Raw genomic sequence first — 13,881 nt, forward strand, 5'->3', positions numbered from 1 at the left:
TGTGAGTATTGACCTAGTTCCGGCGCAGTACCTGCGCTCCCCCGAGGCCCCTGCGCCGCGAACGCTGTACGAATTGCTCCAAGCCACCGCAGCGGCGCACCCTGAAGCCGCTGCCATTGATGACGGCACCGTTCTGACCTACGCGGACCTGATGGAGGAGATCGATAACCTAGCACGGCACTTGCACGCCAACGGGATCCGCCGTGGCGACCGCGTTGGTATCCGAATGTCCTCCGGATCGAAGAACCTCTACTTAGCAATCCTCGGCACCATTGCCGCGGGCGCAGCCTATGTGCCAGTCGACGCAGACGATCCGGACGAGCGCGCCGAAATGGTTTTCGGGGAAGCTGGCGTCAACGCCATCTTCAGCGATGCTGGGTTGCAGATTGTGCGCACCACGCAGGGCGGAGACACAGATCGACCGCATCTTAGCGACGACGCCTGGATCATCTTCACCTCCGGGTCCACCGGCAAACCGAAGGGCGTCGCGGTTTCCCACCGCAGTGCCGCAGCCTTCGTTGACGCGGAGTCGCAGATGTTCCTGGTCAACTCCCCAGGCGGACCGCTCGGCCCCGATGATCGGGTACTAGCAGGCCTCTCGGTCGCCTTCGATGCGTCCTGTGAAGAAATGTGGCTCGCCTGGGGGCATGGGGCATGCCTCGTCCCCGCCCCACGCGCACTAGTGCGTTCTGGCATGGACCTTGGCCCCTGGCTCATCCGCCGCGACATCACCGTGGTGTCCACCGTCCCAACACTGGCCGGAATGTGGCCAGCTGAAGCACTCGATAATGTCCGCTTGCTGATTTTCGGGGGTGAAGCCTGCCCACCGGAACTCGTGGAGCGTCTGGCCACCACTGACCGGGAAGTATGGAACACCTACGGCCCTACTGAAGCGACGGTTGTCGCTTGCGCGACCACAATGGACCCAGGAAAGCCAGTCAGCATTGGACTGCCGCTGGCAGGTTGGGATCTCGTGGTCGTCGATAAGCAGGAGCAGCCGGTCGCGGTCGGCGAGGTCGGCGAGTTGGTCATCGGAGGCGTTGGCCTTGCGCACTACCTTGACCTGGAGAAGGACGCCGAGAAATACGCACCTATGCCGAGCATTGGTTGGGCTCGAGCGTATCGTTCCGGTGATCACGTTCGCCTGGAAGAAGACGGTCTTTATTTTGTCGGCCGGGTAGATGACCAAGTCAAGATCGGTGGTCGCCGCATCGAGCTCGGCGAGGTAGAGGCCGGGGTGGCATCCCTTCCCAATGTGCGGCAATCTGCCGTCGCAGTGCAAACCACCGGCGCGGGCGACAAGGTCTTAGTCGGCTATGTGTCCTTGGAAGAACCAAACCTCGTCTTCGATCAATCTCTCGCGCATCGCGCGCTAGCTGAGATCATGCCTGCCGCACTAGTACCCCGCATCCACGTGATGGATGACCTACCCGTTCGCACTTCCGGCAAGGTGGACAAGAAAGCACTGCCTTGGCCGCTTCCGGGCACCGCCGTGGAGGTCACAGGGCTCACTGCCACTGAATCCTGGCTCGCCCAACTGTGGGTGGACACCTTGGGAGTGACCGTGACGTCCAAGGATCAAGACTTCTTCGAGCTCGGTGGCACGTCCCTAGCCGCCGCCACCCTCGTCGGTGCGATTCGAGACCGCGTGCCCACGGTGTCCGTCCGGGATCTCTATGACCATCCTCGGCTCGAATTGCTGGCGGAGAAGGTCGACCAGATCGCCACAGACACCGGAGTTTCCCTCACGTCGGAGATTTCCGAAGACACAGTTTCCGAGGTTCGCCCGGTCAGCGCTGGTACCCGCATCGCCCAATTCTTCATTCAAATCCCCGCGATGACGCTGCAAGCGGCGCAGTGGGTAACCGGCCTCGCCGCACTGAACTGGGCACTCGGCTTAGCAGGCGTTTCCTGGGCACTTCCAGTCAATCATTGGCTGTTACTCACCCTCGTGCTGGTGTTTTTCACTCCGCTCGGCCGCCTGCCCATTGGCGCGCTGTTGGTCCGCATGCTCACGCACTCGATCATCCCGGGAACATATCCACGAGGCGGCTCGACCCACCTGCGCATTTGGACTGCGGAACGACTCGCAGAGACCTCTGGGGCCACCAGCATCTCCGGTGCCACCTGGATCCTCACTTATGCACGTCTGCTCGGCTCAAAGGTCGGTAGGCAAGTAGACCTCCACACCTTGCCGCCCGTCACCGGGCTTCTCACCCTCGGCGACCATGCCTCCGTTGAGCCAGAAGTTGATCTCAGTGGCTACTGGGTGGAAGGCGACAAGCTACACGTCGGCGCCATCGAGATCGGCCCTAACGCCCGTATTGGTGCTCGTAGCACGCTCATGCCGGGTGCCGTCATCGGGGAAGACGCCCACATTGAAGCAGGCTCTTGCGTGACGGGGCACAAACCGGTGAAGGCCCGTGCCCGCTGGTCCGGCTCCCCTGCCGGAAAAGTGGGGCGTTCTAAGCATCGCTTCCCTGACGAGCATCCACCCCGCCGCAGCTACTGGGTGCCACTGTATGGTCTGAGCTCCATTGTGATCAGTCTGCTGCCGCTGCTCGCCCTTGCCGTCGCTGGCCTGATCGTAGTGTCCCCCGGAATCCTCATCACCCATCCGCTCAGTGGCCTCGCAGCATTCGGTTGGGCACTCGCGCTGACCCCGGTTGCCGCGCTGGCAGCGTTTCTTAGCTACATGATCCTAGTGTGGCTCATCGTTCGCCTCGTCGGCATCGGGATCAAGCCCGGAGTCTTCCCGGTACGCAGTGCGATGGGATGGCGACTGTGGGTCACCGAACGCGTGCTTGACGACGCCAGAACGCACCTCTTCGTCTTGTACGCTTCGCAGCTCACCCCAGCGTGGTTCCGCAGCCTTGGCGCCAAAATCGGCGCGAACGCGGAGATCTCCACCGCAGTGATGATTCCAAAACTGACCGACATCCGCGAGGGTTCCTTCCTTGCCGATGACACCATGATCGGTGGATACGAGCTGGGTGGCGGTTGGATGCTCACCGATCACGCCCGGGTGGGTAAGCGTTCCTTCCTCGGCAACTCCGGCATTGCCTCCCCGGGACGAAAGCTGGGCAAGAACTCACTCGTGGCTGTGCTGTCTTCCACCCCGAAGAAGGCCCGTGCCGGTTCGAACTGGTGGGGTTCACCTCCAGAGCGCCTGCGTCGGGTGACGGTGGAAGCCGATTCCGGCGAGCACTTGACCTACAACCCAGGGTTTAAGGTTAAAGCTGCGCGTGGTTTCATCGAGACGCTACGCCTGCTAGGTCCTATCACCTCAGGTTTGATCTTCGTATGCGTGCTGGCTGCTTTGCAATACCTGTGGGCGACACTGGGTATGTGGGCAGCATGGGCCTGCGGTGGTCTCATCCTCATCGCTGCCGGCCTGGTAGCGCTGCTGGTGACGGCTCTGGTCAAGTGGGCCTGTGTCGGCCAGATCCGCGCCGGGGATCACCCGCTTTGGTCTCGTTTTGTGTGGCTCAACGAGCTGCAGGACGTGTTTGTGGAGGGTGTCTGCGCCCCGTGGTACCTGAACCATAACTTGGGCACAGGATCGCTCAACAACGCGCTACGCCTCCTCGGCGCGAGTATTGGCAAGGGCTGCTGGATTGAGTCCTATTGGTTTCCGGAAGCTGACCTGTGTCGCGTTGGCCGTGGTGCCACTGTGGGCCGCGGCTGTGTGGTGCAAACGCACTTGTTCCAGGACCGCGTGATGAGCCTAGACAGCGTGACGCTTGCCGACGGCGCCACCCTCGGCCCGCAGTCCGTCGCATTGCCCGCATCCGAGCTGCGTATCGACGCCGTGGTGGGTCCAGCATCCCTGGTGATGCGTGGTGACAAGGTGCCAGCCAAGTCACGCTGGCAAGGTAACCCCATCGAGCCGTGGGACTAGTTTAGAAAGCTCTTGAGCCCTACCACCGCGAATTACGGGTGGTAGGGCTCAAGTGTTAGCTGGGCTGAATTACTGCGAAGGCTAGTCGCCGATCTGATCGCGACCACGTAGGACGATCAGAGGGTCCGGCTCGCCCACCAGTTCATGATCCTTGCCGGTGTATTCAAACTTGGACAGCACGAATCGCATCGCATTGAGACGGGCGCGCTTCTTATCGTTGGACTTGATGGTGATCCACGGGGATTCATCGGTGTCCGTGTAGCGGAACTGTTCTTCCTTCGCCCGGGTGTAATCATCCCACTTGTCCAGCGAAGCCAGGTCCATTGGAGAGAGCTTCCATTGACGCACTGGGTCGACCTGACGGATCGCAAATCGGGTGCGCTGTTCCTTCTGCGTCACTGAGAACCAGAGCTTAGTAAGCGATATGCCGGAGCCCATGATCATGTTTTCCAGCATCGGGACTTCCCGTAGGAACTCCGCGTGCTGCGATTCGGTGCAGAATCCCATGACTCGCTCAACGCCCGAACGGTTGTACCAGGAACGGTCAAAGAACACGATCTCGCCAGCACATGGGAAGTGCTGAATGTACCGCTGGAAGTACCAGGACGTAGATTCACGTGGCGAGGGCTTTTCTAAAGCGACAGTGCGTGCGCCGCGAGGGTTGAGGTGCTCATTGAAGCGTTTGATTGTGCCGCCCTTGCCTGCGGCATCGCGTCCTTCGAAGATAATGATGTGCCGCTGGCCGGTTTCCTTGGTCCAGTTCTGCCACTTCAGCAGCTCGATCTGGAGTGCCCGCTTGGTGCGCTCGTATTCCTCACGCGAAACGCGTTCTGCATAAGGATAATTTTCTTTCCAGGTGTCAATGGGTTCACCGGAAGGAGTTAAAAGGACCGGATCGTCTTCGTCAGAGTCGTCAACAATATAGCCCTCTGTTGCCGCGAGATCTACGATGTGGAATTCCTGTTCGTTTGATTCAGCCATAGTTAAATCTTACCCTCAAATCCGCAGCTCCATTCGGCAACGTGAAGTATGTTTGCCATGCAATGCTCTAGGCTGACCAGCCCTTAACCCAATTTAGGGTTAGGAAGCTAAGTCACAAAGCAACCAAATCAAAAGGCAGCTAGTACAACCATTGCGGTGGCACGTGAAGGCCCACCAAAGCAGAATGACCCATCCCGAAACCGGGATGGGTCATTCTTGAAGTTCGCGTCAGCGAATCAAGCTTAAGGCAGCAGGCCGAAGAGCTTGGAAGCAGCGGAAGCGATCTTTGCGAAAGGCTCGAGGAAGTTCATGACAGCTGCGATTGGCTGAACCAGGACGGCAACGTCAGAAGAAACGGCGATAGAAAGCTCGGTCATTTTTTACTCCTTGAAGAAAGTGTGAGTTTGAGGGCTACTGCTATTAGTTGGAGATAGCAGCAGAGGTGTCGGTGTCGTTGGAGAGGAACTCAGCGTTGTCCGCGAACATACCGAAGAAGCTGGTCCAGGTGTCAGCGAAGAGCAGGTTAGCAGCGTTGTTCATTGCAGGGCCGAGGTTCTCGAAGATCTTGAGAGAGTTCTCGACGAAGGTGCCGAAGTCGCCAAGCTGATCCTTGATGATGTTGATATCCATGAGATATATCTCCTTGAGAGGCACCAGCTGGTCGCTGGTGAAAAGTTTCCATGTACTGACGCCCCTCAGGACGTCATAGGTAAATTAAAGCACACATTCTTCTAGGGTCAACTTGAAACTTGAAACTTTTCCCCTGCAGCTTTGCTGAGAAAATGCTCCGTTGATATTACTTGATGGTTCAACAATTAAATGCTCTCTACCTGCATTTATCCAAATCAGACACCATTAATCGGGTCCCCATATCACCTTCAAAACAGTATTTTCGGTCAACTTTCCCCATCGACCGTAACATTCGATGAAAGTCCGTCGATTAAGCGCGAAACGCCGAAGTGAGACGCAGATTAATTTAGCAAATACCCCCATACTGGGGAGTCGAATTACCTTAGTTATTTAAAAGACGATTCGAATTCACTTTTTGTTTACCTTTCTAGGTAAAGAAAACCGCCACCACCGGAGCAATTAATCCGGCAGTGGCGGGTCTCAGAAGGGACGTATGCGCGCTTAGAAGCCGCCCATACCACCCATAGCGTCAGCATCTGGCATTGCAGCGCCAGCTGGCTGTGGCTTATCTGCAACCACAGCCTCAGTAGTCAAGAACAGTGCAGCGATGGAAGCCGCGTTCTGCAGTGCGGAACGGGTCACCTTTACTGGGTCATTGATGCCCGCAGCCATCAGATCCATGTATTCGCCTGTGGCAGCGTTCAGGCCCTGGCCAACTGGCAGGCCAGCAACCTTGTCAGCAACCACACCTGGCTCTAGGCCAGCATTCTCCGCGATCTGCTTGAGTGGAGAGGACAAAGCAGCGCGAACGATCTTGACGCCCGTTGCTTCGTCGCCGGTGAGGCCAAGGTCGTCGTCAAGCACGTGCGAAGCCTGCAGCAGCGCTACGCCACCGCCAGCAACAATGCCTTCTTCAACTGCAGCCTTTGCATTGCGGACGGCGTCCTCAATACGGTGCTTACGTTCCTTCAGCTCAACCTCGGTGGCTGCGCCGACCTTGATTACAGCAACGCCGCCGGCAAGCTTGGCCAGGCGCTCCTGCAGCTTCTCGCGGTCATAGTCAGAGTCAGAATTCTCGATCTCGGCGCGGATCTGGTTCACACGACCTTCGATCATTGCAGAGTCGCCAGCACCCTCAACGATGGTGGTCTCATCCTTAGTGATAACAACCTTGCGTGCGGTACCGAGCATCTCAATCTCGGTGGTCTCCAGGGAGAGGCCAACCTCTTCAGAGATAACCTGGCCACCGGTGAGGATCGCCATGTCCTGCAGCATTGCCTTACGGCGGTCACCGAAGCCCGGAGCCTTAACTGCAACAGACTTAAAGGTGCCACGGATCTTGTTGACTACCAGGGTAGACAGCGCCTCACCCTCAACATCCTCAGCAATGATCAGCAATGGCTTGCCGGTTTGCATGACCTTCTCCAGCAGCGGCAGCAGGTCCTTGATGTTAGAGATCTTTGCGGAAACCAGGAGGATGTATGGATCCTCAAGAACAGCTTCCTGGCGCTCCATGTCCGTAGCGAAGTAGCCGGAGATGTAGCCCTTATCAAAGCGCATACCCTCGGTGACATCGAGTTCAACACCGAAAGTGTTGGACTCTTCGACGGTAATGACAGATTCCTTATTGAGCTTGCCGCCACCAACGGCGTACATTGCCTTTGCGATCTGAGCACCGATTGCTGGGTCTGCGGCAGAGATGCCAGCAGTTGCCGCGATCTCTTCCTCGGTCTCAATCTCCTTAGCGGTGGAGAGCAGCTGTTCAGTTACCTTTACTACTGCCTGCTCGATGCCACGCTTGATCCCCATTGGGTTGGAACCAGCGGCAACGTTGCGCAGGCCTTCACGGACCAGTGCCTGAGCCAGAACGGTAGCGGTAGTGGTGCCGTCGCCTGCGACGTCATCGGTTTTCTTGGCTACTTCCTTAACCAGCTCAGCGCCGATCTTCTCATAAGGCTCTTCGAGCTCAATCTCACGAGCGATGGAAACACCATCGTTGGTAATGGTTGGGGCGCCCCAAGACTTCTCCAGGACAACGTTCCGACCCTTAGGGCCGAGCGTGACCTTGACCGCGTCGGCCAGGGTGTTCAAACCCTTTTCCAGGCCACGGCGCGCTTCTTCATCAAAGGCGATGATCTTAGCCATGTAAGTATGTACTCCTTGTTATATATGAGGACGACACTCACGTCTGGTGCAGCGGGCGCCCGCGACGGCACGGTCGGTGAGTGTGTAGCCAACCTCACCCGCTAGGTTTTCTGGCACTTTAACAATGCAAGTGCTAATACTCGTTTCTAGCAGTCCCTAACGGCGAGTGCAAGATGTAGCGGGCTAGCGCGGCATCAGCTTGATTGCGGCGTTATTTCCCCCGCGACATTCGAAACCGCCGTCGCTTGCCGCCACACAGGTGATGTCATAGGACTTCTGAGTCGTCGGACTAGTAGCCGCCACCGCTACTCGCCCCATTTCGGCAGCATGAGCATCCATTTCCTGGGCCACATTGAGTGCAAACGGGCAGGAGGTGCCGTTATTAAGGGCAAAGGACTCAAACTTATTCGAGGCACCACAATTGTGCGCGCCCGCGGGCGGTTGCGGTTTAACTGAAGTGGTCGTAGGTGTCGGCGTTTCACTCGTGGAAGTCGGTGTCGGACTTGGAGCGCTCGATCTGGTCGGTGCTGCCTGAGTAGTCGAAATTGTGGGCCGCGAACTCGACGTTGCGGGCGATGTCGGGGCCACGGGCGATGAAATGGGAGGTTGGCTTGGCGACGCCACCTGTTGCCCACTTTGAGAAGACACAGTATTAAATAGGAACAGGAAACTAAGCACCGCGACGGCGGCAAGGCCGATCACGGTACCTAACACGATTTTGTTCACGTCTCGCTGTTGCTGCGCCATTAGCTTCCTCCACTCGCACCCATCCTGATGTGACGCATGGGTGAGACAATAGTACGTCCCACTTTCCGAGCGAGACAATGCCCAGGACTGCCAGTTACTTACTGAAGCTGTCTACACTTAGAAACCATGACTACACTCCCCCAAACTGAAACGGTTCGGCAGCTGCTAGGCGAGCAGCGAGACCGGATTTTCCAGGACCTTTCCGAGCTCACTTCATTTAATTCCGTACACTCCGTCCCCGAGCTCAGTTCAGAGCTTGCTGGCGCAGCACAGTGGGTGGATACCGCACTGCGGGAAGCCGGTTTGGACGTGACTTTCCAGGATGGCATTGACGGTGCCCGCATTTTCATCGCAACGAAGGATCCTGAGCCGGGGCAGCCAACAGTGCTGCTGTACTCCCATTACGATGTCGTCCCCGCAGGCGACAAGGCTAAGTGGATCTCCGATCCTTTTAGCCTGACGGAGCGCGAGGGGCGTTGGTACGCCCGCGGCGCAGCTGACTGCAAAGGAAACTTGGTCATGCACCTGGCCACTTTGCGCACCCTCAAGGAGTTGGGTGGCACCAAGCTAGGTATCCGCGTTGTCATCGAAGGCTCCGAAGAGATGGGCGGTGCGGGCTTAGAAAACCTCATCGACGAGAAGCCGGAGCTTTTCCAGGCCGACGTCATCTTTATTGCAGATTCTGGCAATGTCTCGGTGGGTACCCCAACCTTGACCACGACGCTGCGCGGCGGCGCCCAGCTCAAGGTCACCCTCGACACGCTCGCCGCCCCGGTGCATTCCGGCAGCTTCGGCGGCGCCGCCCCCGATGCCGTAGCCGCGATGGTCCGCCTCCTGGATACGCTTCGCGACGACAACGGCCTGACAAAAATCGACGGACTTGATTGCGATCAAACCTGGCAGGGGCTCACATATAGCCCAGAAGCTTTCCGCAAGGATGCCGGATTGCTGGATGGCGTGTCCATCATGGGCGAGGGAGTCGCCAGCGTGGCTGACCAAGTGTGGGCCCGCCCGGCCATTTCCATCACAGGTTTCACCTCCACGCCAGTGGCGGAAGCTGTGAACGCAGTGCCGGCAACCTGCTCCGCAAACCTGAATCTGCGCGTTCCGCCCGGACTTTCCGCACGTGAGGTGGCTGAGGCCGTCGAGAAGCATTTGGCAGCGCGGGTTCCGTGGGGAGCCCACCTCAGCATGGAGACCACAGCCCTCAATGACCCCTTCGCCACGGATATCAACGGAACTGCCATCCAGTTCTTCGGCAGCTGCATGTCGACCGCTTATGGCAAGGACTTCGTGACGGTCGGCTCGGGCGGATCGATTCCACTGTGCGAAAAGCTGCAAAGCATCATGCCTGCTGCCGAAATTACGCTCTTTGGCGTCGAAGAACCGCAGTGCACCATCCACTCTCCAAATGAATCTGTGTCTCCTGAAGAGATTCGGGATATCGCGGTCGCAGAAACGCTCTTCCTCCTTAACTATTCCGCTTAGTAGGCAGCTAGTGAGGCCCGCAACGCCTTCGCATGACATCTCAGTCCGGCGAAGGCGTTGCGGGTTTTTGACGTTGTATGGAAATCACCAAGCAAAACTCATTCCCACTTTCCCACTGTTCGGGATGCCCATTTCATTACCCCCATGATGCACCCCGCCATTGCGGTGAATTGTGATTCTGATTACTGTGATCTACATGACTATTGCAAACCTAAACCTCCGAGTGGCCAAGGCTACGAACCCCGACGAAGGATAAAGACTGACCCCCTTCGTTTGGGGAAGTAGTCGTTAGAACTCCAGCACCTGGGTCGGTCCACAACCAAGAACAGTTCGAAACTTAAGGACCCAACACCATGTTCACTCAAACGCCTATCTCCCCGCGCACAGGTTTTCAACGTCATACCAACGAGCTAGCAGCTGACCCTTTCCAAGCACGATTCGGCCACAATCTGCCTAGCGATCTTCGTGAAGAAGCTCGAGGAATGTCCTGGCGGACGTTCACCGAAACCTACGCACCCACCAGTGCTATTCGAATTCACAACATTCATGCGGAACCCCTGCCCGGGTTCCGGAACAGCTACTTCACGAACATCACTACCACGCGCAACGGACGCCACATCACTCTCGGCCGTGACATTGTCGCCACCGGCGCAATCTCGGCATGTTCCAATATTCTCGCCGATCTGGGCGCTCCGCTCGAGATCCTCAACTTCCATCAGATGGAAATCTTCGAAGCCACTGTCACCTTTATCAAGGGCACTTTCCGTGGCCGGACCGTCTGGGCAATGGGCTTCGGTCCAGACCGCGACAATTCCGGGGCCGCAGCTCTAAGCTCCGCAGCCCACCGCCTCCACGGCAGCAACTTCGCTTAAGGTACATGACAACAATTCGGGGCTAGTTAAAGACACCCAGATCACATCTTAGGTACAATTGGCTGCATTGCTGCGCTTTCAACGCCAGCCTTGCAGCCTTTTGGGTCTCCGGATGCACTGGCTGGTGCCGCAGGGCTCTCGCTACTGCATCCGAAAGCAGACACCCACCTGATACCTAGATAACAACGAAGTAGCTGCCCTCTGGTGATAACCCTTTTCCTCTCACTCCTCGCTAGCTCCCTGTTGGCCCCCGTGCTAATTCAGAAGATCGGCAGGCCTGCTTTCGGATTGCTTGCCCTGGTTCCAGGAGCGGGATTCATCTGGGTTCTCAAGCTGTTTATCACCGGACGCCTGGCCGCAGATGCCACCCCGCTGACATTCCATCAAAAGTGGATGCCCAGCGCCCACATGGATATCGCGCTAAGACTGGACGCTTTGGCTGGACTTTTCAGCCTCATCATTCTAGGGATGGGTGCACTGGTACTGGTGTACTGCTGGGGCTACTTTGACTCCGCACCGAAACGGCTCTCCGCCTTTGGCGCAGAAATGGTTGCCTTCGCGATGGCCATGTTTGGCCTCGTGATCTCGGACAATTTCCTGCTGATGTTCATCTTCTGGGAGATCACCAGCATCCTTAGCTTTTTTCTGGTCGGATACTACTCCGAACGCGCTTCTTCACGCCGCAGCGCAGGCCAAGCATTAATGGTCACGACCTTAGGCGGCTTGGCCATGCTCGTAGGCATTATCATGCTTGGTTTCGCGGCCCACACCTGGCAGTTCTCGCACCTCACTGCCGCTTCCTTGACCCAAACTCCACACCTTAACGTGGCTGTGGTGCTGATTTTGGCCGGCGCACTTTCTAAGTCGGCCATCGCCCCGATGCATTTCTGGCTGCCTGGTGCCATGGCCGCTCCCACGCCCGTGAGCGCTTACCTGCATTCCGCGGCGATGGTTAAAGCCGGTATTTATCTGGTCGCTCGCCTGTCCCCCGATCTTGCCCAAGTATCCACTTGGCACCTGGTGGTGATCCCGCTCGGCCTGTTCACCATGATCATGGCCGGTTGGGTTTCATTGCGCCAGAAGGATCTCAAACTGATCTTGGCCTACGGCACGGTGTCCCAACTGGGATTCATCCTTTCTGTCGTCGGTATTGGCTCACGCACCGCGCTACTAGCCGGGCTGGCGCTTACGGTAGGGCACGCACTGTTTAAAGCCGCATTGTTCATGGTTGTCGGCGCCATCGACCATGCCACCGGGACACGCGATGTTCGTAAACTCTCGGGTTTAGCGCGCAAGTCGCCGCACCTCATGCTCATCGCTCTCACCGCCGTGGCGTCGATGGCGGGCATCCCACCGTTGTTTGGTTTCGTTGCTAAGGAAACGGCCATCGACGCAGTCCACACCGAACAGCTCCTCGTCGGGATGCCCGGCAAAATGGCACTCACTGGAATTGTGATTGGTTCCATGTTGACCATGGCATACAGCCTGTATTTTCTCTGGTCTGCGTTCGCAACTAAGCCAGCTTCACATCCATCTGGTGGTGGCTGCTCCCCTGCCGTGCGCAGCATGCACCGGGTAGGCACCTGGCTATGGCTACCTCCTGCGGTGCTCGCGGCAACCAGCCTGGTGCTCGGGTTGGCGCCACAGCTTATCGACGCCCCGATCGCAGCACACCTGGACGCAGTTTTCCCAGATGCTGCGTCCCCAAAGCATCTAGCATTGTGGCATGGCTTTAACATTCCTCTTGGAATCTCGGCCGTCATTATCGTCGTCGGCGCCGTGTTGCATTGGCAGCGCGAACTGGTCTCGCAACTGCATTTCGAACAGCCAGCCCTCGGCAATGCTAATGCTGCTTATGACCGAGTGTTAGAAGTACTGCGTACCGCTTCCTTGCGTCTGACTGCATCCACCCAGCGTGGTTCTCTCCCCATCAACGAAGCAATCATCTTGCTCACTCTCGTGCTGTTGCCGATCAGCGCACTGATCACTGGGCAGCGCTCTTCTGTCCGCATGGAGCTGTGGGATTCCCCCGTCCAAGGCTTGATCGCAGTTATGACGATCATCGCAGCGATCGCCGCGACAGTACTGCAAAACCGCATCTCCGCACTGATTATGGTTGGCATGACTGGCTATGGCATCGCCGTTATTTTTGCGTTGCACGGCGCGCCCGATCTAGCACTGACACAGCTGCTCGTGGAGACGGTCACCATGGTGGTCTTTATGCTGGTCCTGCGCAAATTCCCTCCAAATCCAGATACTAAGACTGGTACCGAGTTTGTCCGGGCCCGAGCCTGGCTGGCAGTCGCCGTCGGTGTTGCAGTGATGGTAGTTGCGGTCTTTGCAATGAATGCGCGCGCAGCGCTCCCCGTTTCCTACTTCATACCGAACCTTGCGGAGAACATCGGGCACGGTCGCAATGCCGTCAACGTGCTCTTGGTGGACATTCGTGCTTGGGATACCTTCGGGGAGATCTCCGTGCTGGTGATTGTGGCTACCGGAGTCGCATCGCTGGTATACCGCACCCGCAGTTTCAGCCGTAATACCCGCCGCCCAACCCTCCAGGCAGAGGGCGGCCGTTGGCTGGCGACCTCAGTGGATGACCGCGTCCGCAACCGCTCCCTCATGATCGACGTAGCCACCCGCTTGTTGTTCCCTTCGATGCTGACCCTTTCCGCTTACTTCTTTTTCGCTGGCCACAACGGTCCGGGGGGTGGCTTTGCCGGCGGGCTCGTTGCAGCACTGGCTTTTACCCTCCGCTACCTCGCCGGTGGGCGTCACGAGCTCGAAGAAGCACTCCCAGTTGACCCGTCGAAGTTGCTCGGTATCGGACTAATTCTGGCTGCACTACCGGCAATCGTGCCGCTCTTCTTCGGGCAGGCGCCACTGACGAGCCATTATTGGAAGTTCCATCCGCCCCTGATAGCGGACATGGCGGTGGTTTCTCCCCTCGTTTTCGATGCCGGGGTGTACCTCATCGTGATCGGACTCATCATGCACATCCTGCAGAGTTTGGGGGCGCAGTTGGACCGCGATGAAGACCTCCGCAAGCAACGAGCCCGAGACCGCGCCCGGAATCTTGCCCGTAAAAAGCAGACCCAACCAGCGAAAGAGAGTTAA

Annotated in this window: 9 protein-coding genes; 4 read left to right on the forward strand and 5 right to left on the reverse strand. The window is 57.8% G+C overall.

The genetic code is table 11. The features are described from left to right. Position 1 precedes the first annotated feature (1 nt). The gene (locus WG915_RS03525; protein ID WP_339563994.1) at positions 2–3,901 is read left to right on the forward strand and encodes a Pls/PosA family non-ribosomal peptide synthetase; all 3,900 of its coding nucleotides are present in this window, start codon (positions 2–4) and stop codon (positions 3,899–3,901) included. A gap of 81 nt (positions 3,902–3,982) precedes the next feature. Here WG915_RS03525 and ppk2 read toward each other — a convergent pair whose 3' ends face one another. From ppk2 to WG915_RS03550, 5 genes are all read right to left on the reverse strand, one after another. After that, entirely contained in the window at positions 3,983–4,882 is a 900-nt protein-coding gene (ppk2, locus tag WG915_RS03530) for a polyphosphate kinase 2 (RefSeq protein ID WP_339563995.1), read from the reverse strand. Positions 4,883–5,124: 242 nt separating this feature from the next. Further along, positions 5,125–5,259 (reverse strand): hypothetical protein, encoded by a 135-nt coding sequence (locus tag WG915_RS03535; protein WP_339563996.1) that lies wholly within the window; start codon positions 5,257–5,259, stop codon positions 5,125–5,127. Between the two features lie 43 nt (positions 5,260–5,302). Further along, on the reverse strand, positions 5,303–5,512 hold the full coding sequence (locus tag WG915_RS03540) for a hypothetical protein (RefSeq protein WP_339563997.1): 210 nt from the start codon (positions 5,510–5,512) through the stop codon (positions 5,303–5,305). Positions 5,513–6,013: 501 nt separating this feature from the next. Then, complete coding sequence (gene groL, locus WG915_RS03545; RefSeq protein WP_339563998.1) at positions 6,014–7,657, reverse strand: chaperonin GroEL; 1,644 nt, start codon at positions 7,655–7,657, stop codon at positions 6,014–6,016. Positions 7,658–7,840: 183 nt separating this feature from the next. Continuing rightward, positions 7,841–7,996, reverse strand: a complete 156-nt coding sequence (locus WG915_RS03550) for a hypothetical protein (RefSeq protein ID WP_339563999.1) — start codon at positions 7,994–7,996, stop codon at positions 7,841–7,843. A gap of 534 nt (positions 7,997–8,530) precedes the next feature. Between WG915_RS03550 and WG915_RS03555 the strand changes: the two genes are divergently transcribed. The 3 genes from WG915_RS03555 to WG915_RS03565 all read left to right on the forward strand — a co-directional run bounded on the left by WG915_RS03555 (position 8,531) and on the right by WG915_RS03565 (position 13,881). Beyond that, positions 8,531–9,892 carry a dipeptidase gene (locus WG915_RS03555; protein ID WP_339564000.1) on the forward strand — a complete coding sequence of 454 codons (1,362 nt, stop codon included), beginning with the start codon at positions 8,531–8,533 and terminating at the stop codon, positions 9,890–9,892. 353 nt (positions 9,893–10,245) lie between these two features. Next, complete coding sequence (locus WG915_RS03560) at positions 10,246–10,764, forward strand: acetyl-CoA acetyltransferase (protein ID WP_339564001.1); 519 nt, start codon at positions 10,246–10,248, stop codon at positions 10,762–10,764. Positions 10,765–10,968: 204 nt separating this feature from the next. After that, positions 10,969–13,881, forward strand: coding sequence for a Na+/H+ antiporter subunit A (locus WG915_RS03565; protein ID WP_339564002.1), 2,913 nt, complete (start codon positions 10,969–10,971; stop codon positions 13,879–13,881).

The organism is Corynebacterium sp. H128 (genome assembly GCF_037482625.1).
Classification (GTDB): Bacteria; Actinomycetota; Actinomycetes; order Mycobacteriales; family Mycobacteriaceae; genus Corynebacterium.

What these genes read in the sequence shown, in the direction of transcription:
- WG915_RS03535 (WP_339563996.1), bottom strand. Translation starts at nt 5,259, where the DNA reads ATGACCGAGCTTTCTATCGCCGTTTCTTCTGACGTTGCCGTCCTGGTT.
- ppk2 (WP_339563995.1), bottom strand. Translation starts at nt 4,882, where the DNA reads ATGGCTGAATCAAACGAACAGGAATTCCACATCGTAGATCTCGCGGCA.
- WG915_RS03555 (WP_339564000.1), top strand. Translation starts at nt 8,531, where the DNA reads ATGACTACACTCCCCCAAACTGAAACGGTTCGGCAGCTGCTAGGCGAG.
- groL (WP_339563998.1), bottom strand. Translation starts at nt 7,657, where the DNA reads ATGGCTAAGATCATCGCCTTTGATGAAGAAGCGCGCCGTGGCCTGGAA.
- WG915_RS03550 (WP_339563999.1), bottom strand. Translation starts at nt 7,996, where the DNA reads ATGGATGCTCATGCTGCCGAAATGGGGCGAGTAGCGGTGGCGGCTACT.
- WG915_RS03560 (WP_339564001.1), top strand. Translation starts at nt 10,246, where the DNA reads ATGTTCACTCAAACGCCTATCTCCCCGCGCACAGGTTTTCAACGTCAT.
- WG915_RS03540 (WP_339563997.1), bottom strand. Translation starts at nt 5,512, where the DNA reads ATGGATATCAACATCATCAAGGATCAGCTTGGCGACTTCGGCACCTTC.